Here is a 22,676-nt window from a genome sequence, read left to right on the forward strand (position 1 = left end):
CCAGTGGAGGCTGGCGTGTGACGCAGACCTCACATTACATCGTTGTAAAACATGACACAAGAAAAAATTGTTAGCGCCAACAATATGAGGTGATGGTCTCGCTTAGCCGCCGTCAACCTTAAGGGCGGTGCTGTCCCGCTCCACAATGCTGTAGTCGACCGTGACGACCCGCTGCTCGCCGTTGCGGTCGGCCATCCGCTCGGTGAGCAGGCGCAGGGCCTCGCTGGCCACCAGGCGCTTGTCGAAGGACACCGTGGTCAGGGACGGCACGGCATACTGTCCGTCGGCGATGTCGTCGAAGCCGGCCACGGCCACGTCGCCCGGAACCCTGATCCCCCGCCTCCACAGCACGCTGAGCGCGCCGATTGCCATGGAGTCGGTGAAGCAGAACAGCGCGTCCGGGAGCGGGTGCGAATCCAGGTAGGAAGCGAGCGCACCCGCAGCCGTCTCGGGGGTCCACTTCTCGCAGGGGATCAGCAGCGAGTCATCCCGGTCGATGCCGAGTTCATCAAGCGCGGCCTGGTAGCCGCGGGTGCGCAGAACCGCCGCTGCCGAGTGCCGGCCCTCCGCGGTTCCGAGCACGGCGATGCGGCGGCCCGTTCGCGCCAGCGCGAGGGTCATGTCGCGGGCGGCGGCAACGCTGTCCACCCACACCCGGTCGGCCAACTGCTGGGACACCTCCCCCAGCAGGACCACCGGCGGCAGGGAGACGCCCACCTTGACCGCGCTCTCGTCCAGCACCACGGGGTTGAGGATCAGGCCGTCGATGAGGTTGGACCGCGCCCGGGACATCAGTTCGTATTCGCGCCGGGGATCGGACCCGGTCTCCTCGATCTGGACGCTCCATCCCTGTTCATGGGCAACTTCCACCACGTGGTGCGCAATCTCGGCCGAGTACGGCGTGGCCAGGTCCGGCAGCGCCAGGGCAATGACGCCGGACCTGCCGTTGCGCAGGCCACGGGCGGAGAGGTTGGGAACGTAGTCGAGTTCGAGGATGGCCTGCTCCACCTTGAGCCGGGTGGCTCCGCTGACCGGCACTACGCCGTTCATCACATTCGAGACAGTCTTGGGCGAAACCCCGGCACGGCGCGCGACGTCCTTGACCGTTGCGCGCACTGCTCCCCTTTCAAAGACGGATGTGAACGATGTTACAGCCCGCTACCTGCCTGGCTGGCGCCGGCAGCCAGACCGGCCTTCCGGCGGCGGCCGTTCACCAGAATCCAAACGGCGACGGCGATTGCGAGTGCCGCCACCCCGCCAGCCACGGCGGGCAGGGCATTCCAGGAGCTAGCGGCTGGTTGTACCGCCGCTTCCCTGGCTGGGGTGGCAGCCGGCTCTGCCGCCGTCGGTGGTCATGGAGCCCGCCACCTCCGTGGCGTGCGGAGGGATGACGGACAGCTTTTGGGTCAGCAGGCTCGTCACATACAGCGAGCCGTCCGGTGCGACGGCCACGTCCTGCGGCCCGCCCTCCACATAGGTCCGCTCGGCCACGGTGCCGGCGCCGGGTTTGATGACGGCGATCTCATCCGACTTGATGTTGGCCACGTAGACGGTTCCATCAGGTGCGGCAGCGATCCGATGCGGCTCCTCCGACGTTCCGGTGTCCGAGACCAGCTCGATGGTGTTCGAGACTGCATCCGCCCCGGCCGGGATTACGGAGAGCGTGCCTGCGGTCTGGTTGGTCACGAATGCGGTTCCGTCCGTCGTTACCGCTATTCCGGCCGGCCCTGCTCCGACGTTGACAGTCCGGTCCACCGCTGTCCCGTTCGGCGCAATAACGGAGACGGTGGTTCCCCTGGAGTTGGCGACGTAGACCGTTCCGTCCGGTCCGACGGCGAGCGGGTGGAGCCCGGGGGGCACCGGAATGCTCCGTGCCATGCCTGCACCTCCGGCCGGAACTACGCGGACAGCACTCTGGTCCCCGTCCGCCGTCGCCACGTACAGCGTGCCGTCCGGGCCGAGCGCGAGCCCGGTGGTGATGTGTCCGCCCGTGCTGATGGTGCGGGACGCCCTGATGGCAGCGGAGGGAACCACGAAGACGCCGCCGCCCTGGCCGTAATTGCCGAGATAAGCCGTGCCGTCCGGAGCAATGGCCACCCGCACCGGTGTGCCGTAGATGTGGATGCCTCATCAGCCGCTGCCCCTGCGGGTGCAGCGCAGAGGCACAGGAATGCTCCAACCACGGCAGCGAACGCGGCCCAGCGGTACTTCATGAAATTTTTCCCCCGACAGATTTCCCAACTACGCGCGGCGTGAAGCCAACGGCAAGAAGCCTACTAGTCAACGGGGCAGGTGCATTGACCGCTGCCCCCGGAGTCCGAATAGTGGGGGCATGGCAACAGCGATTTCCGATGCAGAGTTCTCATCCGCCGACGGCGTCGCGGAGTGGCGCGTGCTGTTCTGGGGCGCCAAAACCCTCTACGAAACCGGTGACTTCGCCACCGGCGCGAAGTTTGTGGCCGCGATCGCGGAGGCCGCCGAAGTCCACGGCCACGCCCCGCTGGTGGATCTCCGGCCGGACACCGTCACCGTCCAGGTCATCACGCCCGGCGTGGGGCTGAGCGACCGGGACCTCGAGCTTGCCCGCAGCATCTCCGGCGTTGCCGCCCGGCTGGGCCTGAAACCGGATCCTTCGGCGGTGCAGCACGTGCAGCTCGCGTTCGACGCCGCGGACCGGCCCGCCGTCATGGAGTTCTGGCGCGCGGCGCTGGGCTACGTCGCGGTCGGGGACGAGGACCTGATCGAACCCAACCTCATCGGCCCGCCCGCGTGGTTCCAGGACAAGGAGTTCGTTCCGCCGCGCAACCGGATCCACATGGACGTCTCGGTTCCGCATGACCAGGCGCAGGCGCGCATCGACGCGATCCTGGCCGCCGGCGGTCGCGTCCTGGGCGATCGCTACGCGCCCGCATGGGTGTCGCTCATCGACCCCGAGGGGAATGTGGTTGACATTTGCACGTGGCAAGGACGCGACTAACCGGCCCTGGACCGCCATTCCGTATGTCAGTCGCGTTAGGTCAGCGCGGCCGTGAATCTGCCCCGGCATCACTGCCGGAGCGTTCAATCGCGTTGTCCTGACCTGTGCCTGTCCAGTTGGCGAGGAGTTGCATCGCTTCGGCGGTCGGTGAGTGGGGCTCGACCACGTAGACGACCATGAGGAGCTCCGGTTCGCCACTGACCTCGAAGGATTCGAAATCGAAATCGAGGTCCCCGACGATCGGGTGGTGATACTTCTTCGCCCCGTGCCGGAAGCGAAGCACGTCATGAGCTGCCCACAGCGTGCGGAACCGGTCGCTCTTCATGGAGAGCTCGCCCACCAGCTTCATACTCTCCTCATCGTTTGGGTCATGGGCCACAGCCGCGCGCAGCAGGGCCACCGAGTTGTTTGTCCCCGTATTCCAGTCCCGGTAAAAGTCGCGGGACCTGGGGTCGAGGAACTGGAAGCGCAGATGGTTGAACTGGCCGGGACCTGCCTCCTGGGCGTGGGGAAACAGGGACCAGCCGATCGAGTTCGCGGCGACGAGATCGAGACGGCTGTTCTGGATGTAGGCCGGTACCGGGAAGGTGTCGAGCACCCGTTGCAGCTGGGGCCGAACGCGCGGTTTAACCTTTCTGGGCTGCCGTGCCGCCGGCGACGGGCGGATGGCACGCGCCAGGGACATGAGGTGGTCGCGTTCGACCTCACCGAGCTGGAGGGCGCGTGCAATCGCCTCGAGCACCTCGTCCGAGACCCCTGTGATTTTCCCGCGCTCAAGGCGGGTGTAATAATCCGTGCTGATTGCTGCGAGCTGGGCGACTTCCTCGCGGCGCAGCCCCGGTACGCGGCGGATCCCGGTGTAACGGGGCAGGCCGGCCTGCTCCGGGGTGATCCGGTGGCGGCGCGACGTGAGGAATCCCTGGAGTTCCGCCTGATAATCCATGACAGCCACGCTACTCGTGGCGGGTGACCGGTGGGAGGGTTTGCTGTGCCTAGGCACGCCGGACCGATGACAAAGCCGCACTGCCACGGACCCCCTGCCGGGGGTTGAAATGGAAGCGTGTCTACTACTCCTGTCATCACTCCTGTCGCCGGTATGAACCGGACCCGGACCATCGCTTTCGCCGTCGCCGGCGGGCTCGCCGTCGGAAATCTCTATTGGGCACAGCCACTGATCGAGGAGATCGCCGGTTCGCTCGGCGTGTCCCCCGCGAGCGCGGCCGCGTTGGTCACCGTCACCCAGATCGGTTATGCGCTCGGCATCTTCCTCGTGGTTCCCCTCGGTGACGTCCTGAACCGGCGCCGGCTCATTCCGGCAGTGCTCGGGGTGTCAGCGCTCATGCTTCTCGGAGCTGCCGCGGCGCCGGGATTCGCACTCCTCCTCGCTGCCCTGGGCGGAGTGGGACTGACCACTGTGTCGGCGCAGCTCCTCTCGCCTTTGGCGAGCGAGCTTGCGGAGCCGGAGCAGCGCGGCCGGGTTGTCGGAACGATCGCCTCAGGCGCCTTGATCGGGGTGCTGCTCTCCCGCACCGTGAGCGGCCTTGTAGCAGCGGCGCTCGGCTGGCGGGCGATTTACGTCATCGCCGCCGCCCTCGCCGTGGCCCTCGCGTTCGTTCTTTATGCTCTCATCCCGCGTCTGGCGCCCTGGGTGTCCATCCGCTACCCGCGGCTGCTCGCCTCCGTGTTCACCTCGGTGGCGCAATACCGCGCTGTCCCGCCGACGCTTCTGATCAGCGCGCTCGGCTTCACGGTGTTCTCCCTGTTCTGGACCTCGCTGACGTTCCTGCTCGCCGCGCCGCCGTTCTCATACTCGGTGGGGCAGATCGGGCTCGTCGGGCTGGCCGGACTGGTCGGCGCCCTGGCCGCCCGGAAAGCCGGCGCCATCCACGACCGCGGCTGGTCCGTTCCTGCCACGGGCGCCGCACTCGCCCTGCTCATCCTTAGCCTGGCCGGTGCATGGCTCGCCGGCGGCTCCATCATCGGCCTGATTGTCATCGTGATCCTGTTGGACGTCGCAGCACAGGCGAACCTGGTCCTGAGCCAGACCCGGCTCCTGACCCTCCCTGGGCCGGCGCGCAGCAGACTCAACACCGCCCTGGTGGTCAGCAATTTCATCGGCGGCGCGGCCGGATCCGCCATGTCCGGGCCGCTGTGGAGCGCAGGCGGCTGGACCGCCGTCATGATCGCCGCCCTCTCCCTCACTCTCGTGGCACTGGCCGTCTGGTCCGTCACCCGCACTCGTCTCGCCGCTGTGGCCTGACCGGAACAAAGATTTCAACAGATGGAACGGACGACGGCGGGAGGTCCCGGCGTCGTCCGTTCTTACCTACGAATCCAGGAAGCGGAGCAGGCCGGGGTTGGTGCCCTCCCAGAATTCGTCAGGCGCGGCGTCCCGGCTGAAGAAGGTGGGGGCGGCGTGGTTACGGGTGGATAGGGGTTCCCATCCGGTCCTTCCCCTGGTCCGAATACTTGTCAGAGCCCCAGGAGCAGCAGATGAGCATCAGTAGTCAGCAGGCCACCGCCAGCACCGTAATGCCCGCGCTGCGGCGGCGCGTTGTTTCGACGGAGCTGGGTCCCGTCACCGTGCGTGTGCAGCAGGGCACAGGAAGCGGAAGCGACCACGGAAACGGGCACCCGGCGACCCCGGCGGCGGACGTCTACCTGCACGGTGCCGCGGGGTGCTGGACCACGTTCCGGCCGCTGTTGTCCGCGGTGCCGGACGTTGACCGCGTGCTCATTGACCTGCCCGGCTGGGGTGAATCCACGGCGGGTGCCCGGCTCGAACACTTCAGCGTCGAAACGATGGGGCGCGCCGTCGTCGAAATACTGGACTCGCTGGGCTACCGCCGCTGGAACCTGGTGGGCCATTCGATGGGAGGCTTCCTGGCATTGCACCTGGCCGCGAGGTGCCCTGGGCGGGTTGTCAGCGTTGCGGCGATATCGGCCACCACGTTCGCCGTGTCCGAGGCGGCCCGGCGTCCGCTGCGCGGCCTGTCCGGATTCCCGGCGTTTATCGGTATGCTGCTGGCCATGCGCGCCATGGCGGCCCTCGGATCATCAGGGTCGGCGCTTATCCGGGCAGTCGGCACCACGCCGGTGATGGGACTGCTGATGGCACCGTTCTTCGCCCGCCGCTTAGCCGTCCCCGGCCGCGTGGTCCGCGATCTTGCAGATGACGCCCGGCCCGCCAGCTTCGGCGCGGCTGTCCGGGCTACCGCACACTACGACTTTGGCCAGTGGCGCGGAATCCGCTGTCCGGTGCTGGCGACGCGCGGCGCCAGTGACGTGTTCACGCCGCCGTCTGACCTCAGCCGGCTGGCCGGTGTCATCCCGCACGTCCGGCTGGCGACGATCCCGCGCTGCGGCCACTTTGCCAACATCGAGCAGCCGGGGCATGTGCAACGGCTGCTCGCCGACTTTAAATCTCAGTAGGGTCCGTTTACCAAAGCGGTGAGAGGTTGTGTAAGTCGATGCCTGGCCTGCTGCCTGGGCCTGCTTGGTGAAGATGAACGTTGGATGAAACGTACGGGTATCCCGGCCGGACTCAGGGACCCGGTGGCTATCCTTGGCCAATGGTTCTCCATGCATCCGAGTCGCTGATCAACGCGCGGTTATCCACCGTTTGGGACGTCCTCACGGACTCGGGCAACATGCCGGTCTGGAACTCGGGTGTCACGGAGATCGACGGGGACCTGCGTGACGGTGAAACAGTGCGCCTGACCACATCGCGCCGGCGCCGCCCGGTCCGGGCGCGGATCCGGCAGGATTCTGGCGAGGTCATGACCTGGACCTCGGCGTTGCCCCTGCGGCTGCTCCGGGTGGTCAGGTCATTTACCCTCGTCCCCGACTCAGGGCGGACCCTCCTGAAGGTAACCGTCGAAGCATCCGGTCCGCTCCGGCGCTGGTCCTCCCCGCCCACGCAGCAGGACCTGGACGATTTCGTGGACGCCGCCCGGCACCGCGCCGAACTGCTCGACCGGACGTCGTGACCGTGCCGGAAGAGGAAGGGGTTGGGCCCTTGAGGAACTCTGGCGACGCGCATCCGGAATGGACCCTGATGTACCGCAAGGGCCTGTCCCGGAAGAAAATTGCCGACCTGGCCCGCGTGCAGGGCTCCGAAGTCACCGCTCACCTCGCGGCAGCCAAGGCCGCAGATCCAGGCCTGAAAACCGAGCACCGGGCAGCGGCAGCGGATGCCCCAAGTCACGTTCCCGGCATCAAACGGCTGTATCAGCTGCTCGCCATGGTGGAGGCTACGGGACGCTATCCTTCCCGCAACGCCGAGGACGAGGCGGAACGGGACCTCGCCCAGTGGCTGCGGAGGCGCCGGCGCGACGCGGACGCCGGCGTCCTGAACCCGGTCATCGGCGAAGGCCTGTCCGTCCTGCCCGGCTGGCGGCGCAAACCACGCGAGGCCCGGGAGGACCAGCAATGGCAGGACCGCCTGCGGCAGCTGGCAGCATACCGGGCCGCAGGACACCCCTGGCCCCGCACCACACCGGGCGTGACCGGGCTGGAAAAGGAACTCGGCGGGTGGCTGCGCACCCAACGGTACAAGTCCAGCCACGGCGACCTCTCCTCCGCACGCTCAGACACTCTGGATGCAACCCTGCCGGGATGGCTCACCGGCCGCAAGGCAGCTGCAAAACCGCGCCCAATGCAGAACGTGCCCTAGAGCAGACGGGGGATGCTGCTACGTAGCCGCAGGGTCCAGGTGCGCGTCTTTGATGTCCGGTGGCGTCGCGCCCTGGATGACCCAGCGGTTGCCGTCCGGGTCGCTGAGGAATGCGAACTGCACCCCGCCCATGTCCTGGACGTCGCTGATGCCGGCCCCGCGGTCCTGCAGCTCGGCGCGGACGGCGCCAATGTCCGGCACGACGAGCTGGAGCCCTTCCAGGCTCCCCGGCGCCATGCTGGTCATTCCCGTGCCGATGACGATCGAGGCAGCAGAACCGGGTGGCGTCAGCTGCACCACCCTCATTCCGGGGATGTGCTCCACGTCGTGGTCCAGGACAAAGCCCAGCTTTTCCACGTAGAACGACTTCGACCGGTCCACGTCGGCGACCGGTACTTGCACAACTTCAAGGCGCATCTCCATGCGCCCCACCCTACCGCCGCCTGGCCGGTGGACACGCGTATTTCAGAATCTGCACCTCCGGATCCGTGACGGAACGGACGACGGCGGGAGGTTCCGCCGTCGTCCGTTCTTTCCCTGGTGCCTCTTTCCCTAGACGCCCTAAATAGCGGTGCGCGTACCGGTCAAGTGCGGTCGGGCAGACGGCTAGAATCATCGACATGCCCGTGACACGCAATGTCGCCTGGGACGCACGCTTGGAATCCTTCAAGGGCCGGGACACCACGCGCTACGTACTCACCGCAGCTGACACCGCCAAGACCTGCGCCGTCTGCCGCGGACGGCTGACGCCGGGCGAACCGGTGTCCCTGCTGGTGAACGTCACGCAAAGCACGGCCCCGGACGGAACCGAATACCTCACTTTCACCGACGGCGTCTGCCACCGCCTGTGCAGCGAACCGGACCTGACCGTTCAGCACACCCCGTGGCAGCCAGAGGCGCTCACGCCCGTGGCCGCCCGGATTGTCCTCACCCACGCGTCTGGTTCCGGCGGGACCAGAACGGTCCCGGCCCTGGCGTACACCCTCGTCCCCGTCGTCAGTTTCCGGGAAAACGGCGGGGAGCTGACCTCAGCCCTGGTAACTCTCCTGCTCTCACACGGCTTCCAACTGGCCCTGAGCCCGGACTACGACGACATGCTGGAACAGGCCGGGCCGCCGGCGGAGGACTGCGGGTTCACCGTCACGCCCGAAGGCCTCATCCTGCTCACCATCAGCGGAGAAACCCTCTACAGCGAACAGCTCGACCCTGGCAATCCCGACGACGGGCACTGGCTTCAGGCAGCCCGCACCGGCTTCGTCCTCGTCATCAGCGGCGACAACCTGGACATCAGCGGCACAAACCTCGACATCCACACAGCCGCCCAACAAGGGACACTGGTGGTCGGCGCCGTTCCCGTTTACCCGGGGCAGTGAGCTGCGGACTTCCATTCATCCATGCCCGTCATCCCGGCTTCGAGCCCGCAACCATCACAGGCTCAGCCGGAGGACGGGCGCGCCGGCGGCTTAGACTCCGAGCGGCGCCGTGCAACCTTGAGCCCCCGCTTCCGGGCCAGAACAGCCCGCTTCGGGACGTGGCTCCTGTGGCCCTCACGCTCCTTCATGCGCAGCGCCTTCCTCTGCCGCCTCAAGGTCCGCCGCTCATCCCGATTGATCCTCGAGAGCAACACCACCGGAACAGCGAGCCAAAGCAGCGCCACCGCGAACACCAACATGATCGACACCAGCGGTTCCATGAAACAAGTTTATTGGGCTTCGTGAGAAATAGTCAGCACACTTATCAACTTGTTATGCGGCGGCCGGTCAACGCTGCCCAGCCCGCCAGGACCTGCCGAAGTCCGAACTCCCCCACCGCGAACATCCGGGGATTGTCGTCGGAGTTGCTGAGCATGGCGGTGGACAGGACGAGGGCCCAGCCACGGGCGCGCGTCCAGGTGCCCCGGTCCATGAAGGAGCCAACGGCGCCGACGAAGCGCCGGCGGGCAACGGCGTCGAACATCAACCACCCCACCGCAAGATCGACGGCGGGATCCCCCGCCCCGACATCGCCGAAATCAATCACGCCGGCCAGCGAGTCGTCGGCCGCCAGCAGAATGTTGGCCGGGTGAAGGTCCCCGTGGAGCATCATCGCCGGACCAGCCCATGCGTCAGCCGCACAGGCCTCCGCCCACACCGACCTCAGCTCCGCCGCCTGCGGGTAGCGCTCCCGGTCTCCGAGCCGTTCCACCACTGCCGCATCGCGGTCCATCAGTGGCACCCCGCGGACAGGATTCACCGGAACCCCCGCGTCGGCGGGCACGTGAAGGGACAGAAGAAAGGCGGCCAGGCCGTCAACGGCCAGCCGCCGGTCCGCCGGTCCGGCGTCGACCGCAGGGGTGCCATGAACCCACCGGACGATGCTCCACGGCCAGGGAAAGTCCGACGTCGGCAGGCCGGCATGGACGGGCACAGGAACGGGAACCGGGGACCGGCGCGCGATTTCGGGAAGGTACCGCTGCTCGTGCAGGATCAGCGGCACGGCCTCGTCCCGGCGGGGCAGCCGTACCGCCAGGTCATCACCGAGCCGGAAGGTGGCATTGTCCCAGCCGTTGGCTACCCGTACCAGGGAGTGGCCGGCAAGGTCGGGCCGCTGGTCGCGGATGAGGGCATGGACGACGGCGGCACTCACCTCCACCGTAGCCGGCGGCATTCCTGCCATAGCCAGAGACCCGCCTCTCCTACCCTTAGGACTCATGGTCCACTTAATCAGAAGGCCCGCGCAGCTGCGTTGAAGCCTGGTGTCCGCGGCCGCCTTCGCAGGCCGGAATGGCGGTGTTGGCGTTCATGCCAGTCGCCGCCTGCACCCGACTTGTTAGCCACGTCACATTCATCTATTGTTGTCGGGGGCCACAGCGTGGTGGCCCTTTCTAAATTGGGGAGAGAACTTAGTGAATGACAAGCTGCGGGTGCTGGTCAGCGTTGACCTCGACGGCGCCAAGGCCCAGGTCAAGACACAGGGACATGTGACTGTCCAGAGCATTCAGGGCCTGTACGACGTCATGAAGCGCGCCGACTCGCTGGTCCCGGGGCTGGCACTGGAACTGGATATGACCCTCGCCGAGGTGGAACCCCTGGCCATGGAAGAGCTTCGCGGCTGCGCCCGGTCCCATCACCTGCCGGTCCAGGTCGATCCGCTCCAGCGCGACTACCGGTTCAGCATCGTGGCGCCGAAGCTCGCGGCACTGCCGGCCGTCCCGACCGTGCTGGCGGCCGCCTGAGCTAAATCCATGCGGCGCTAAATCCCGGCGGCCCAGTCGTCGTCGTATGCGCCGCCGCGGAAATGGGCCCGGAGGTACTCCCCCACAACGGCAGCGCCGAGATCGCCGGTGTCGGGTGCCACCACCCGGCCGTCAATCCGGCGGGCCAGCCGCCGGACGAAGCGTTCCAGGCCGGGGTCATCACCGAGCCGGAAGAACGTGGCCTGCGTGCCTGCGCGCCCAAGCCGGTCCAGCTCGGCGACCGTCACGCGGATGGTCTCCGAATCCGGCGGCCAGCTGAACCATGACTCGCCGTCGCCCAGCAAATGGGCGGTGGGCTCGCCGTCGGTCACCACGAGCAGGACTGGCTGCATCGACGGGTGCTGGCGGAAGAAACGGCCGGCCAGCAGCAGCCCGTGATGCAGGTTGGTGCCCTGTTCGCGCAGCGCCGGCAGGGCCGTAAGCTCGCCGATGTCCATGGACTGCGCATAGCGGCCGAACGTGATCAGCTGCAGCCGGTCACCGCGGAAGCGGGTGGAGACGAGGTGGTGAAGGGCGAGCGCCGTGCGTTTCATCGGCACCCACCGCCCCTCGGCGGCCATGGAGAAGGACACGTCGGCGAGCAGGACGACGGCGGCCTGGGTGCGCGCCTCCGTCTCCGATACCTCAATGTCGCCCACGGCGAGGTGCAGTCCGCGGGCCGGATCACCGCCGTCGGCCATGGTGCGCCGGATCGCGTTGGTCATGGTGCGGGTGACGTCCCACGGCTCGGCGTCGCCGAACTCCCACTGGCGGCTGGAGCCGGTCTGCTCACCGGCAGCCCCGGCGACGCGCGTGTCCCGGCCGCCCTGCCGGCCGGACAACTGCTTGGCTGTGTCCCTCAGCAGGGATTTCCCGAGCCGCCGCATGGCCTGCGGGGACAGCCGGAGGTCGCCGTCGGCCCCGCGCCGCAGGTAGCCGCCGTCCTGCATCGCCCGTTCGATCTCCGCGAGCGTGCGGGCCGTCACGGCGGCCTTCTGCCCGAGCTGGCGTGCCAGGGCGTCCAGGTCCAGGTCGTCGAGGGTGGATCCGTTGTAGTGCTGGGAGAGCTGTTCGGACAGCTCGTCGAGCTCGGCGATGTCCTGCAGCACACCGGTGCCGTCACCCAGCCCAAGTCCTTCCTGGCCTTCGAAGCGTTCGGAGCCGCTCCAGTCCTCGCCGGGCCGCAGGGCGCGCAGGCTGTCGTCGAGCTGGTTGAGCTGGGCCATAAGTTCGGCCGAGCCGAACGCCTGGGCGGACAGCCGCATCAGCTCTTCGCGCTGCTCGGGGGACATGGATTGCAGCATCCGCTGGGCCGCGGCGGCACGCTTGGCGAGGGCATCCACCAACTCCTCGACCGACTGCGGATTCTCCGGAAAGAAATCACCGTGCTTGGCCATGAACTCCCGGAAATCCGCGTCGGTGTCCTCGCCGCGCCGGTGCTTGCCGAGCAGTTCGTTGAGGTCGCGCAGCATCTCGCTCACCGCTTCCCGGTCCGCATCGGTGGCGTTTTCGAGGGCCTGCTTCATGCCGGCAAAGCGCTGGTCAAGGACTTCCCGGCCCAGCAGGTCCTTGATCTTTTCGTAGGCCTCCCTGGCGCTGCTCGACTGCCAGTCGTAGGACGCGAGCTCGTTGACCGCCGCCGCCGTGGACTGGGGCAGGTTCTGCAGCTGCATCTCCCGGAAGGCGCGGTCGCTGTTGTCCATCATGGCGTCTCGGGCCAGCTGCTTGCGCTCCTCCAGGACCGCGGTGTCCAGCAGCTTCTTGACCTCGTTGAGGGTGCCGTCCAGCCGGTGGCGGCCCAGCAGTTCACTCCGCCGCTGCTGGACGCGCCGGGCCAGGTTGTCGAGCCCTTCGCGGTTCTGGCCGCCGCGCCGCAGGAACTCCTGCAGCGCGTGCCGGGGCGAGTAGCCTTCCATGACGTCCTCGGCGATCGCCTCCAGTGCCTCTGCCAGGTCCACCGGCGGGGCGAGCGGATCCGGACCGCCGGCATACCGGCCGTACCTGGACCGGTTGTGAAGGGTCATGATGCCTCCTGTACCAAGCAGAAACTGTACTTAGCCGTAGACCGTTTCCTCGTCGTCGGCCTCCTTGGAGATCCGCCGGGCGAGGTAGAGGCCCTCCAGCGCAAGTTCGACGGCGGCGGCGCGCTGTCCGTCGTTTGTCGCGCCAAGGCGCTCACTGATTTTGTCGTAGAGGCTTGACCCGTTGAGGGACGGAAGGTTCTCAAGGAACTCCCGGGCAGTGACCTGGTCCCCGGTGGTCACGGTGGTGTGGCCGTCGAGCGCGGCCACGAGCGGGCCCATGTCGATGCCCTGGAAGTGCGCCCGGACGGCTTCGGCGGTGGCTGTGCGCAACAGGTGGTCGAGGACCCCCTGTTCACGGCCTTCCTCGCCCGACTCAAACTCAATCTTTCCCGTGAGGACCTCCACTGCGGTCTCGAGGTCGATGATCCGCGCCACCGCCTGGTCCTCCCCGCGCACGCTGGCCCGCCGCAGGGCTGCGGCGGCGACAGTTTCGGCGCCCGCGATGGCGAACCGCGCCGAAACTCCGGAGGTCTGGTTGATGGCCGGCGACTGCCGCAGCGCCCGGGTGTAGCGGGCCAGGATCTCGAGGATGACGGGCGGGACGTCGGCCACCAGCTTCCCCTCCTGGCGGATGACGGAGACCTCATCATCGAGCTCGATCGGGTAGTGGGTGCGGATCTCGGCGCCGAAGCGGTCCTTGAGTGGCGTGATGATCCGGCCGCGGTTGGTGTAGTCCTCCGGGTTGGCGGACGCGACCACGAGCACGTCCAGCGGCAGCCGCAGCACGTAGCCGCGAATCTGGATGTCGCGCTCCTCCATCACGTTGAGCATCGACACCTGGATCCGCTCGGCGAGGTCCGGCAGCTCGTTGATGGCGATGATGCCGCGGTTGGAGCGCGGAACCAGGCCATAGTGGATGGTCTCCGGGTCCCCGAGGCGGCGGCCCTCGGCGACGCGCATCGGGTCGACGTCGCCGATGAGGTCGGCGACGGAGGTGTCCGGCGTCGCGAGCTTTTCGACGTACCGTTCCGAGCGGTGGCGCCAGGCCACCCGCATCCGGTCCCCCTCGGTGAGGGCGCGGGCGCGGGAATGCTCGGTGATCGGTTCGTACGGGTGCTCGTTGAGTTCGGATTCCTCGATGATCGGCGACCACTCGTCCAGCAGCCCGGCCAGGGTGCGGAGCAGCCTGGTCTTGCCCTGCCCGCGTTCGCCGAGCAGGACCACATCGTGCCCGGCGATCAGGGCACGCTCGAGCTGCGGCAGGACGGTCCGGCCGAACCCGAACAGCCCCGGCCACGGATCGCGGCCCGCCGCGAGCGCGGCGATCAGGTTGTCGCGGATTTCGTGGCGCAGGTCCTTGTGGACGTGGCCGGATGCACGCAGTTCGCCAACGGTGAAGATATCGGGACGATCACTCACCCCTCTACCGTAGTCCTCGACTGTGCCGGGAATCGAGCAATTTCGCCATGATTCCCGCTCCGCGGCTCCCCCTTCCTTCGCAAGCTCGGGCGGGGCCCGTGCCGCTACGCTTATTGCTGTGACTGCAGAGACGCCGTCGGCACCATCACCGCCGTCGAAACCGAAGAGCACCCTTCTCCTTCTGGTGCGCCACGGGGAGACGCCCACCACGGGCATGGTGCTGCCGGGGCGGGCACCGGGACTGCACCTGTCCGACCGGGGCCGGGCCCAGGCCGAGCGCGTCGCCGAACGGCTCGCGGGACTGCCGGTGGACGCCGTCTACTCCTCGCCGCTGGAGCGCACCCGCGAGACCGCAGAGCCTGCGGCAGCCAGTACGGGACTCGAGGTGCGCGAGGAAGCGGGCCTGATCGAATGTGACTTCGGCGAGTGGACCGGCGCGGCCCTCTCCGAACTGGCCGGGCTGCCGGAATGGCAGACCGTGCAACACAATCCGTCGGCCTTCCGCTTCCCCAACGGCGAGAGCTTCACACAGATGCAGGCGCGGATCGTCGGGGCGCTCGAGGTGCTGGGCACAGCGCACGCCGGGGGCGTCGTCGTCTGCTTTTCGCACGCCGACCCGATCAAGGCCGCCGTCGCCCATGCCCTGGGCACGCACCTTGACCTCTTCCAGCGGATTGTCATCAGCCCGGGGTCCGTGTCTGCGATCGCGTATTCCGACGGTCATGCGCCCGCCGTGCTCATGGTGAATTCGACGTCGGAACCGCTGAGCGGGCTGAGGGCGTGACATGGCTGAGTGTGGACGCGAACTGACGCTCCTGGCTGAGGGGCAGGTCGAGCTGCTCGGACGCATCCCGCGCAGCAGCAACGAGACGTTCCTGGTTGAGGTCTCTGGCGGGAACGACTCCGCCTTTGCGGTGTACAAGCCGGAGGCTGGAGAGCGGCCGCTGTCCGATTTCGAGCCCGGACTGTACCGGCGGGAACGCGCGGCGTATCTGCTCAGCGAGTCCCTCGGCTGGGGAATCGTGCCAGCGACGGTGATCCGCGAGGAGGCACCGTTGGGGATCGGTTCACTTCAGCGGTTCATCGACTGCGACTTCGGTGAGCATTACTTCACGCTGTACGCCGATGTCCCGGAGACGCACAGCGACCTGGCGCGCATCGCCCTGTTCGATTACGTCGCCAACAACACGGACCGCAAAAGTGGTCACGTGCTCCGCGGCGACGACGGCCGGATATGGGGCATCGACCACGGGCTGTGTTTCTCGGCAATCTTCAAACTGCGCACCGTGATCTGGGATTTCGCGGGTGACCCCATCCCCGACGCGCTGCTCGAGGACATCGCTCCGCTTGCGGAGTCCGTACCCTCCGAAGTATGCGAGCTCCTCGACGGCTCGGAGGTCACCGCCCTGCAGCGCCGTGTGCGGAGGTTGCTGCACGAACCGGTGCTCCCGGTTGACCACACGGGCATGCGGTATCCATGGCCGCTGGTGTAGGCGGGCTGTCCGCAGACCAATGAAGCGCGAACGGACACCTGCGGCGCCGGGCATTGGGGCCACGCGTGTCCGTTCGCGCTCTGCAGTAGAGATCTACGCGTAGGGGTCCGCGATGCCGATGTACTGCGTGGTGGCGTACTCGGCGATGCCTTCGGAGCCGCCCTCGCGGCCGAGGCCGGACTGCTTCACCCCGCCGAACGGTGCTGCGGCGTTTGATATGACGCCGGCGTTGAAGCCGACCATGCCGAATTCGATCTGTTCGGCCACGCGCAGGAGGCGGTTGAAGTCGCGGCTGTAGAGGTAGGCGGCAAGCCCGTACTCGGTGGAGTTGGCCATGGCAATGGCCTGTTCCTCGGTGCTGAACGTCGTGACCGGGGCGACCGGCCCGAAGATCTCGGTGCGCAGGATCTCGGCGTCGTTTGATACACCAGCCAACACTGTGGGTTGGTAGAAGTAGCCGGGTCCATCCACGGGGCCGCCGCCGGTGATCACCGTTGCACCGGCAGTGACGGCGTCCTCCACCAGGGCATGCACATCCTTGCGCGCACCGCCGTCGATCAGCGGGCCCACCGTCGCGCCAGCCTCGGTGCCGCGGCCGGGGCGGAGAGCTTTCATCGCCTCGGCGAACTTGCCTGTGAACTCCTGCGCCACCGACTCGTGCACAAGAAACCGGTTGGCGGCGGTGCACGCCTCTCCCATGTTGCGCATCTTCGCGGCCATCGCTCCCTGCACTGCTTTGTCCAGGTCGGCGTCCTCGAACACGATGAACGGCGCGTTACCACCGAGTTCCATGGACGTGCGCAGCACGTTCTGGGACGCCTCGGCGATCAGCTGCTTGCCCACCGGCGTCGAACCGGTGAAGGAGACTTTCCGCAGCCGGGCATCCTTCAGCAGGGGCCCGGAGATGGAAGAAGCCGACGATGACGAGACGACGTTCAGCACCCCGGCCGGCAGTCCCGCCTCCATCATCACCTGCGCGAAGAGCTGCGAAGTCAGCGGCGTGAGCTTTGCGGGCTTGAGCACCATGGTGCATCCGGCGGCGACGGCAGGCGCAACCTTGCGGGTGGCCATCGCGAGCGGAAAGTTCCACGGCGTGATCAGCAGGCACGGCCCCACTGGCTTGTGCTGCACCAGGATCTTGTTCTTGCCCTCGGGCGTGGTCAGATAGCGGCCGTAATCCCGCACCGCCTCTTCGGAGAACCAGCGCAGGAACTCGGCAGCGTAGGCCACCTCGCCGCGCGCCTCGGCCAGCGGCTTGCCCATCTCGAGGGTCATGAGCAGGGCGAAGTCCTCCGCCCGCTCGGTCACCAGCTCGAAGGCACGGCGCAGGATCTCGGCCCTTTCCCGCGGTGCTCTCCGTGCCCAGGACGCCTGGACAGCGTCCGCTGCGTCGAGCGCGGCGAGCGCGTCTTCGCTGGTGGCCGAGGCCAGCGTCGCCAGGACCTTCCCGGTTGCGGGGTCCTCGACGTCGAACGTGCCCCCGCCGGACGCGTCCCGCCATTCGCCGTTGATCAGCAGCCCGGTGGGCACTGACGCCAGCAGTCCGGCCTCGCGTTCGGCGGTCACAGTCTTTCCTGCAGCCACATCTGGCTCCTTACTATGCGTAGCTCATGTTCGGTTTCCCAGGATCCGCGGCAGACGTTTTCACCCCTGCCTTCCTGGCTGTATCCGGCCAGTTTCCCTGGAGGGTCAGCCCCGAAGAGTACGATCCGCCCCCGCCACTCAACCACTACAGCCACCACGGGGGCCGGGCCGACGGTAGCGCCGTGTCCGTCTGCACCCGGCCGTTGCAGTGTCGCGGTGCTCATCGTGCGAGGAGTTCCGCACTGGTGACCACTTCGCACATCGGCGAGAGCAGTTCCAGGAGGGCCAGGGTCTGCCGCTGGGCTTCGTCGCTGACCGCGGCGCAGGCATCGGAAACGACGGTGACGAAGCGCCCGGCGTCGACGGCGCCCAGAGCCGTGGACAGGACACAGCAGTCCGTGGCGACTCCGGTGAGGACCATCTCCCCACCTTCCGGGACAAAGGCGGCGAGCTCCGGTCCCCATTTGGAGAATGTCGGGGCGTCGAGCACGGTTGCCTCGCCCGGGACATCGATGGTGATGTCCCATGCCCCGGAGCCGGACGGGAACCGCATCTCGTTCCAGCGCCGGTAGTAGGCGGCCCAGGCCCCGGTCTCGGCTTCGTCCCGGATGAACCGGGTGAAGACGGGACCGGAACCGAGCGCCTGCTGCAGCCGGGTAATAACCGGCACGATCTCCTGGTACCGGGGCACCTGCCACTGGCCTTCGTCCCGGAACGCCCGCTGCATGTCGATCACCACGAGCATGGCCCCGTCCAGCCGGGAACCGCCCTGTTTCACAGGGTCTGGGACGCCGGGCTGCGGTCGAGCATTTCCCGTCCGGAGAGGCGCTGGCGCCGGTGGGTGGCGAAGTACACACCGGCTGCGACGGCGGCACCCACGTAGTAGGAGAGGTCACCGATCTGCGGGAAGGCCGCGGCGATGGGGCCAGTGTAGATCGAGGACATCCAGAACGGGGAGGAGAGTGCCACGCCGGCGGCCCAGGCCACGAAGCCCCATTCGAACTTCCTGCCTTTGTCGAAAAGCTCGCGCAGGCCACGTTCGGTGCGCCTGCCTCCGAACAGGTAGTCGCAAACGAGGACAGCGACGTACGGGGCGATGCAGTAGGCGGTCAGGTTGAGGAAGGCGGTGAAGCCGCTGTTGAACCCGGTCTGGCCCCACAGAGCCACGAAGTAGGAAGCTACGCAGATGAAGACGACTGCAGTGTGGCGCTTGACGGGGACGCCCATGGTCTGGATGGAGATGGCGCCGCCGTAGACGTTCAGGAAGTTCTGTGTGAAGGAGGACAGTGCGACGACGCCGAGGCCGACGGCGGCCCAGGGGCCCATGAGCTCCTTGAGTGCGCCGATGCTGTCAGACGCAGTGGTGGTCGATCCGAGGAGGGTGCCCAGGATGCCCATCCAGACGAGGGTGACGAAGTTCCCGGACATGGTGGCCCAGCCTGCGCCGCGCCGGTTGCCGGGGGTGTTGGGCAGGTAGCGGGAGTAGTCGGACGCGAACGGCATCCAGGCGACGATGAAGGAGAAGAACCAGCCGAAGAAGATGATCCATCCGCCGATTCCGTCAAAGCCCTTCGCCGCTGGATTGAAGTCGTTAACGACTTTGCCGTTGGCAGCTGCCACGATGGTGATGAAGACGAAGCCGACAACCAGGACGAACGACAGGATGCGCTGCAGGAAGTGGATCAGGTTGTATCCGACGACGGCCACCCCGAGCTGGATGCCCATGAGGATCAGGGAGGAGACCCAGAACGGAATATCTGTCAGCAGCGCGATGGCCTGGCCGCCGAGGATGACGGTCACGGCGGCCCACCCGATGCCGGCAAACACGTTCACGTAGGCCACCGGGAACAGGTTGCCGATGAATCCGAGCGGCCCCCGGCCCTGCATCTGCTGGGGAACGCCCAGCCGGACTCCCATGGCCGACAGGTATCCCATTCCCGCCGAGGAGGTCACGCCGGCGAGGACGATGGCCAGGACTGCGGCCCAGAAGGGGAGGCCGAAGTAGGTGGCGCTGAAGCCGAGGACGACGATGGGGAAGTTCATTCCCGCGGCGAACCAGAGGAAGAACTGGGAACGGGGCTTCCCGTGGCGTTCGACGTCGGGGATGTGCTCGATGCCGTACGGCTCGATTTTGGTGAGGCTGTCGCGGTAACCGCGGTCTTCGGCGACGCTGCTTTCGGCGGCGCTCATGGTGTCTGGGCTCATTTTTGTCCTAATGTGGGATGCGCACCTTGGTGCGCTGCTTGAGAGCAGATTGGGTCGGCGCGGCTGGTTTCCTGTCCGAGGGTGGTCAGCCGCGCCGGAACTTTAGAGTTGGGCGAGTTCAGCGCCGTCGAAGAACCGTCCGGCCTTGTAGACCATGGGTGCCGTGCTGCTGGTTTCCGCGTGGCGGACCCGACAGATGAAGACCGTGTGGGTCTTGGCTTGGAACCGTTCCTGGATTTCGGCCTCCAGGGAAGCTGCAGAGCCGTCCAGGAGGGGGCTTCCCTTGGGCCCTTCATGCCAGTCGAGCTCCGCGAATTTATCCGCGGCCTTCGAGGCGAAAACCTTCACCGTATCCAGCTGCTCAGTTCCCAGGATGTTGATGCCGAGGTGGCTCGAGGAGAAGAGCGCCGGGTAGGTGCTGGACGTCTTCTGGACGCATACAAGCACCAGGGGCGGCTCCAGCGAGACCGAGCAGTAGGAGTTGGCCGCCAGCCCCTTGGGGGTTTCGCCTTCCTTGGTGGTCACGACGGTGACTCCTGTGATGAACTGCCGGTTGAAGGCCTTCATCAGGTCCGGGTCCAGTTCCGGGAAGTCGTCACCCTCGGAAACGGCGGGTGCCGCGATGCCGCGCAGGGGCCGGATGCCGAGGCCGGCAAGCAGTTCGCTGCCGTCCCACGTCACTGACTCCCTGACGATCCTCCCGTCCTCGAGGACCAGGATGTTCGAGCCACGGGTCTGAACGGTAAGTCCCGTTGCCGGAACCCCGAGGTATTCATGGGTGTGCGTGCCGGTGGAGGTCCAGAAGACGGCGACGGTGCCGTCCCCTTCGACGACGTCATCGACCGTGGTGCGCAGGTCGGGGAAAGCTTCCCGGACCGCAGCGATCTCTGACTTGAGGCCAGCAAGGTCGACAGTTGCACCCGTCGCCTTGCTGGTGCGCGTGTAGCCGGCGGCTACGAGGCCATCGAGGGCGTCAAGGTCTCCCTTGTCCCAGGCCGCGAGCCAAGCGGACGTGATGAGCGGTTCCAAGGTCTGTTGCATACCAATGACGGTAATCCAGCTCACAACCCAAGGTCAAGGGGAATATGAAATTCCGCGAATTTCCCGCAGATTCCCCGGTTTTTAGAAAGATCGCCCAAAGGTGTTGACGCTTCTGATGCATGCAACATACGCTTTCATGTATGCAAGATGATCTCGAAGTAGTCAGGGAAGCAACTGACCGGGACGGGCTCCTGGACCGGATCCGCCGCCTCGTCCTGGGAGGCGACTTCCCCCCGGGCGCAGTGGTCCCCGAGGCGTTCCTCGCCCAGGAGTTCGACGTGAGCCGGACCCCGATCCGTGAAGCACTTAAGCAGCTTCAGCACGAAGGACTGGTGGAGATCCGTCCGAAGGTTGGCACCTTCGTGCGGGAGCCCACCCGCAGGGAGATCATCGAGCTCTTCCAGCTCAAGGAGTCCTTGGAAGGACTCGCGGCATCCCTGCTCGCCCGCCGCGGGGACGTCCAGGAATTGTCTGTCCTGAGGCGCAACCTCGAGGAGTCCGAAATGGCTGCGCTCACGCATGACACCGACGCCTACGCCCGGCTGGTGCACGAGTTTCACTGGACGATCGTTCGCGGCTCGGATAACCGAAAGCTTGTCGAGCACTACGAGCGGCTCATGAACCAGCTCGCGTACCAGCGGTTGGTCCTGCGCACAGTTGAACATCCGGGCAGGCTCGAGGCCTCCACCCGCGAACACCGCGCCGTCCTGGACATGATCGAGCACAAAGACCCCTTCGGGGCCGAATCCGCCATGAGGAACCATGTTCACGCCTCATCGCGGGAGGCCCTGACTGATCCGGCGCCCGACCGCCGGAACTGAACCGACCACCACGAAAGGAAGCCATGCGCTCCTCCATGATTGAAGAGATCCGCTGATGAACGACCAAGCGTTCGGCATCCGCAAGATCGTGTACTACAGCGAGGAAATCCTGCTCGAAAACGGCCTCTCCCCCGCGGTTCCGGCGGTCCGCGCAACGGCAGCGGCCGTGGTCACCAACCCCTGGTTGGGTGGCGACGCGGCAGACGACCTCGGCGAGGCAGTGGTGCAGCTGGCCCCGGTGCTGGCGCGCAAACTCACCGACGTACTCGCTGCCAACCTCGGGGGCGTGGAGGCAATCCAGGCCTTCGGGAAGGCTGCGATCGTCGGCACCGACGGTGAAATCGAGCACGGCGCTGCGCTCATCCACACACCGTTCTTCGGCAACCTCGTCCGCGAGTACTTCGAAGGTGAATCCATCATCTGCTTCGCCGATGACCGTGGCGACGCCGGCGCCTCGCTCGTCGTACCCCTCTGGCACAAGAACGCCGCAGCTACACGGACCCACTACCAAACCATCACCACACGCATCGGTGACGCACCCCGCCCGGGTGAGATCGTCGTCGTCCTCGGCGCTTCAACCGGGCCACGCCCGCATTCCCGCATCGGTGACCGCCTCACCGACCCCATCGTCAAAGCAGACACCCTAGGAGAACTTGTTTCATGAGCATCCGTAAGATCGTCACCCTGACCGAAGACGTCCTCATCGAAGGGGGCCGCGAGGTCAGCCCGGCCGCACGGGTCGCCGTCGTCGCCGCCATCGTCAAGAATCCGTGGGCAGGCCAGGGCTTCGTCGAGGACCTCTCCGCCGGCATCGACGGCACCGCCTCCGACATCGGCGCGCTGCTGGCCCCCCGAGTGCTCGAAGCCCTCGGCTCCCCGGCCGAGGCGTACGGCAAAGCCGCCATCGTCGGGCTGAACGGCGAAATCGAGCACGGCTCCGGGCTCATCCACACACTGGCCTTCGGAAACCACTTCCGCGACGCCGCCAACGCCACCACGCTCCTGCCGGCAGTGGAAAAGCGCGGCCCGGCCGGTGTTGTCTTCGACATCCCGCTCAAGCACATCACCGACGCCACCATCCGCTCGCACCACCAGAGCATCGAGGTGCGGATCAACGACGCACCGCACGCCGATGAAATCGTGATCGCCCTCGCGGCCGCTGCGCAGGGACGGCCCCAGCAGCGCCTGGCAGCGTTCGCCACTGAAACGAAGTAGGTGCCAGC

The 22,676-nt window shown here is 66.9% G+C and carries 24 protein-coding genes; 12 read left to right on the forward strand and 12 right to left on the reverse strand.

Features of this window, described 5'->3' with window-relative positions; all coding sequences use genetic code 11:
- Nucleotides 1-102 precede the first annotated feature (102 nt).
- Nucleotides 103-1,116 carry a LacI family DNA-binding transcriptional regulator gene (locus tag AC1DFE_RS13075; protein ID WP_476906302.1) on the reverse strand — a complete coding sequence of 338 codons (1,014 nt, stop codon included), beginning with the start codon at nt 1,114-1,116 and terminating at the stop codon, nt 103-105.
- 171 nt (nt 1,117-1,287) lie between these two features.
- On the reverse strand, nt 1,288-2,103 hold the full coding sequence (locus AC1DFE_RS13080; RefSeq protein WP_476906303.1) for a Vgb family protein: 816 nt from the start codon (nt 2,101-2,103) through the stop codon (nt 1,288-1,290).
- Nucleotides 2,104-2,332: 229 nt separating this feature from the next.
- Here AC1DFE_RS13080 and AC1DFE_RS13085 point away from each other — a divergent pair, with 229 nt between their 5' ends.
- A complete protein-coding gene (locus AC1DFE_RS13085; protein ID WP_476906304.1) occupies nt 2,333-2,977 on the forward strand; it encodes a VOC family protein in 645 nt (214 codons plus the stop codon).
- A gap of 40 nt (nt 2,978-3,017) precedes the next feature.
- Here AC1DFE_RS13085 and AC1DFE_RS13090 read toward each other — a convergent pair whose 3' ends face one another.
- Nucleotides 3,018-3,920, reverse strand: a complete 903-nt coding sequence (locus AC1DFE_RS13090; RefSeq protein ID WP_476906305.1) for a helix-turn-helix transcriptional regulator — start codon at nt 3,918-3,920, stop codon at nt 3,018-3,020.
- Between the two features lie 117 nt (nt 3,921-4,037).
- Between AC1DFE_RS13090 and AC1DFE_RS13095 the strand changes: the two genes are divergently transcribed.
- The 4 genes from AC1DFE_RS13095 (at nt 4,038) to AC1DFE_RS13110 (ending at nt 7,652) form a co-directional block, all read left to right on the forward strand.
- Nucleotides 4,038-5,237, forward strand: coding sequence for an MFS transporter (locus tag AC1DFE_RS13095; RefSeq protein ID WP_476906306.1), 1,200 nt, complete (start codon nt 4,038-4,040; stop codon nt 5,235-5,237).
- Between the two features lie 233 nt (nt 5,238-5,470).
- Nucleotides 5,471-6,409, forward strand: coding sequence for an alpha/beta fold hydrolase (locus tag AC1DFE_RS13100; protein WP_476906307.1), 939 nt, complete (start codon nt 5,471-5,473; stop codon nt 6,407-6,409).
- Between the two features lie 140 nt (nt 6,410-6,549).
- The gene (locus tag AC1DFE_RS13105) at nt 6,550-6,966 is read left to right on the forward strand and encodes an SRPBCC family protein (protein WP_476906308.1); all 417 of its coding nucleotides are present in this window, start codon (nt 6,550-6,552) and stop codon (nt 6,964-6,966) included.
- 29 nt (nt 6,967-6,995) lie between these two features.
- On the forward strand, nt 6,996-7,652 hold the full coding sequence (locus tag AC1DFE_RS13110; protein WP_476906309.1) for a helicase associated domain-containing protein: 657 nt from the start codon (nt 6,996-6,998) through the stop codon (nt 7,650-7,652).
- Nucleotides 7,653-7,670: 18 nt separating this feature from the next.
- Here the strand turns inward: AC1DFE_RS13110 and AC1DFE_RS13115 are convergent, their stop codons facing one another.
- Entirely contained in the window at nt 7,671-8,075 is a 405-nt protein-coding gene (locus AC1DFE_RS13115; RefSeq protein WP_476906310.1) for a VOC family protein, read from the reverse strand.
- A gap of 197 nt (nt 8,076-8,272) precedes the next feature.
- On the opposite strand from AC1DFE_RS13115, the gene AC1DFE_RS13120 reads away from it, so the two are divergent.
- Entirely contained in the window at nt 8,273-9,025 is a 753-nt protein-coding gene (locus tag AC1DFE_RS13120; RefSeq protein WP_476906311.1) for a hypothetical protein, read from the forward strand.
- A gap of 62 nt (nt 9,026-9,087) precedes the next feature.
- Here the strand turns inward: AC1DFE_RS13120 and AC1DFE_RS13125 are convergent, their stop codons facing one another.
- On the reverse strand, nt 9,088-9,345 hold the full coding sequence (locus tag AC1DFE_RS13125; RefSeq protein WP_476906312.1) for a hypothetical protein: 258 nt from the start codon (nt 9,343-9,345) through the stop codon (nt 9,088-9,090).
- A gap of 44 nt (nt 9,346-9,389) precedes the next feature.
- Complete coding sequence (locus tag AC1DFE_RS13130; RefSeq protein ID WP_476906313.1) at nt 9,390-10,307, reverse strand: aminoglycoside phosphotransferase family protein; 918 nt, start codon at nt 10,305-10,307, stop codon at nt 9,390-9,392.
- A 229-nt stretch (nt 10,308-10,536) separates the two neighbouring features.
- Between AC1DFE_RS13130 and AC1DFE_RS13135 the strand changes: the two genes are divergently transcribed.
- Complete coding sequence (locus tag AC1DFE_RS13135; protein WP_476906314.1) at nt 10,537-10,866, forward strand: hypothetical protein; 330 nt, start codon at nt 10,537-10,539, stop codon at nt 10,864-10,866.
- Nucleotides 10,867-10,883: 17 nt separating this feature from the next.
- On the opposite strand, the gene AC1DFE_RS13140 is transcribed toward AC1DFE_RS13135, so the two are convergent.
- Both AC1DFE_RS13140 and AC1DFE_RS13145 read right to left on the reverse strand, forming a co-directional pair.
- Entirely contained in the window at nt 10,884-12,890 is a 2,007-nt protein-coding gene (locus AC1DFE_RS13140; protein WP_476906315.1) for a vWA domain-containing protein, read from the reverse strand.
- Nucleotides 12,891-12,920: 30 nt separating this feature from the next.
- On the reverse strand, nt 12,921-14,309 hold the full coding sequence (locus AC1DFE_RS13145; protein WP_476906316.1) for a sigma 54-interacting transcriptional regulator: 1,389 nt from the start codon (nt 14,307-14,309) through the stop codon (nt 12,921-12,923).
- Nucleotides 14,310-14,427: 118 nt separating this feature from the next.
- Between AC1DFE_RS13145 and AC1DFE_RS13150 the strand changes: the two genes are divergently transcribed.
- Both AC1DFE_RS13150 and AC1DFE_RS13155 read left to right on the forward strand, forming a co-directional pair.
- A complete protein-coding gene (locus tag AC1DFE_RS13150; protein WP_476906317.1) occupies nt 14,428-15,093 on the forward strand; it encodes an MSMEG_4193 family putative phosphomutase in 666 nt (221 codons plus the stop codon).
- A gap of 1 nt (nt 15,094) precedes the next feature.
- A complete protein-coding gene (locus tag AC1DFE_RS13155) occupies nt 15,095-15,802 on the forward strand; it encodes an SCO1664 family protein (RefSeq protein ID WP_476906318.1) in 708 nt (235 codons plus the stop codon).
- Between the two features lie 93 nt (nt 15,803-15,895).
- Here the strand turns inward: AC1DFE_RS13155 and AC1DFE_RS13160 are convergent, their stop codons facing one another.
- The 4 genes from AC1DFE_RS13160 to AC1DFE_RS13175 form a co-directional block, all read right to left on the reverse strand.
- Nucleotides 15,896-17,386 carry an NAD-dependent succinate-semialdehyde dehydrogenase gene (locus AC1DFE_RS13160; RefSeq protein WP_476906319.1) on the reverse strand — a complete coding sequence of 497 codons (1,491 nt, stop codon included), beginning with the start codon at nt 17,384-17,386 and terminating at the stop codon, nt 15,896-15,898.
- A 220-nt stretch (nt 17,387-17,606) separates the two neighbouring features.
- Nucleotides 17,607-18,164, reverse strand: coding sequence for a cysteine hydrolase family protein (locus AC1DFE_RS13165; protein ID WP_476906320.1), 558 nt, complete (start codon nt 18,162-18,164; stop codon nt 17,607-17,609).
- Complete coding sequence (locus AC1DFE_RS13170) at nt 18,161-19,591, reverse strand: purine-cytosine permease family protein (protein WP_476906321.1); 1,431 nt, start codon at nt 19,589-19,591, stop codon at nt 18,161-18,163. Before AC1DFE_RS13170 ends, AC1DFE_RS13165 begins: the two co-directional genes overlap by 4 nt.
- Before the next feature lie 102 nt (nt 19,592-19,693).
- Entirely contained in the window at nt 19,694-20,620 is a 927-nt protein-coding gene (locus AC1DFE_RS13175) for a flavin reductase (RefSeq protein WP_476906322.1), read from the reverse strand.
- 152 nt (nt 20,621-20,772) lie between these two features.
- Between AC1DFE_RS13175 and AC1DFE_RS13180 the strand changes: the two genes are divergently transcribed.
- Genes AC1DFE_RS13180 through AC1DFE_RS13190 form a run of 3 tightly spaced genes read left to right on the forward strand, consistent with a single transcriptional unit; the run spans nt 20,773 to nt 22,668 of the window.
- The gene (locus AC1DFE_RS13180) at nt 20,773-21,453 is read left to right on the forward strand and encodes a GntR family transcriptional regulator (RefSeq protein WP_476906323.1); all 681 of its coding nucleotides are present in this window, start codon (nt 20,773-20,775) and stop codon (nt 21,451-21,453) included.
- A gap of 55 nt (nt 21,454-21,508) precedes the next feature.
- Nucleotides 21,509-22,117 (forward strand): amino acid synthesis family protein, encoded by a 609-nt coding sequence (locus AC1DFE_RS13185; RefSeq protein ID WP_476906324.1) that lies wholly within the window; start codon nt 21,509-21,511, stop codon nt 22,115-22,117.
- Nucleotides 22,114-22,668 (forward strand): amino acid synthesis family protein, encoded by a 555-nt coding sequence (locus AC1DFE_RS13190; RefSeq protein WP_476906325.1) that lies wholly within the window; start codon nt 22,114-22,116, stop codon nt 22,666-22,668. Before AC1DFE_RS13185 ends, AC1DFE_RS13190 begins: the two co-directional genes overlap by 4 nt.
- Nucleotides 22,669-22,676 lie beyond the last annotated feature (8 nt).

Source organism: Arthrobacter sp. 05T423 (assembly GCF_056396245.1).

What these genes read in the sequence shown, in the direction of transcription:
- AC1DFE_RS13085 (WP_476906304.1), top strand. Translation starts at nt 2,333, where the DNA reads ATGGCAACAGCGATTTCCGATGCAGAGTTCTCATCCGCCGACGGCGTC.
- AC1DFE_RS13090 (WP_476906305.1), bottom strand. Translation starts at nt 3,920, where the DNA reads ATGGATTATCAGGCGGAACTCCAGGGATTCCTCACGTCGCGCCGCCAC.
- AC1DFE_RS13100 (WP_476906307.1), top strand. Translation starts at nt 5,471, where the DNA reads ATGAGCATCAGTAGTCAGCAGGCCACCGCCAGCACCGTAATGCCCGCG.
- AC1DFE_RS13105 (WP_476906308.1), top strand. Translation starts at nt 6,550, where the DNA reads ATGGTTCTCCATGCATCCGAGTCGCTGATCAACGCGCGGTTATCCACC.
- AC1DFE_RS13115 (WP_476906310.1), bottom strand. Translation starts at nt 8,075, where the DNA reads ATGGAGATGCGCCTTGAAGTTGTGCAAGTACCGGTCGCCGACGTGGAC.
- AC1DFE_RS13120 (WP_476906311.1), top strand. Translation starts at nt 8,273, where the DNA reads ATGCCCGTGACACGCAATGTCGCCTGGGACGCACGCTTGGAATCCTTC.
- AC1DFE_RS13125 (WP_476906312.1), bottom strand. Translation starts at nt 9,345, where the DNA reads ATGGAACCGCTGGTGTCGATCATGTTGGTGTTCGCGGTGGCGCTGCTT.
- AC1DFE_RS13130 (WP_476906313.1), bottom strand. Translation starts at nt 10,307, where the DNA reads ATGGCAGGAATGCCGCCGGCTACGGTGGAGGTGAGTGCCGCCGTCGTC.
- AC1DFE_RS13140 (WP_476906315.1), bottom strand. Translation starts at nt 12,890, where the DNA reads ATGACCCTTCACAACCGGTCCAGGTACGGCCGGTATGCCGGCGGTCCG.
- AC1DFE_RS13155 (WP_476906318.1), top strand. Translation starts at nt 15,095, where the DNA reads ATGGCTGAGTGTGGACGCGAACTGACGCTCCTGGCTGAGGGGCAGGTC.
- AC1DFE_RS13170 (WP_476906321.1), bottom strand. Translation starts at nt 19,591, where the DNA reads ATGAGCCCAGACACCATGAGCGCCGCCGAAAGCAGCGTCGCCGAAGAC.
- AC1DFE_RS13180 (WP_476906323.1), top strand. Translation starts at nt 20,773, where the DNA reads ATGCAAGATGATCTCGAAGTAGTCAGGGAAGCAACTGACCGGGACGGG.
- AC1DFE_RS13185 (WP_476906324.1), top strand. Translation starts at nt 21,509, where the DNA reads ATGAACGACCAAGCGTTCGGCATCCGCAAGATCGTGTACTACAGCGAG.
- AC1DFE_RS13190 (WP_476906325.1), top strand. Translation starts at nt 22,114, where the DNA reads ATGAGCATCCGTAAGATCGTCACCCTGACCGAAGACGTCCTCATCGAA.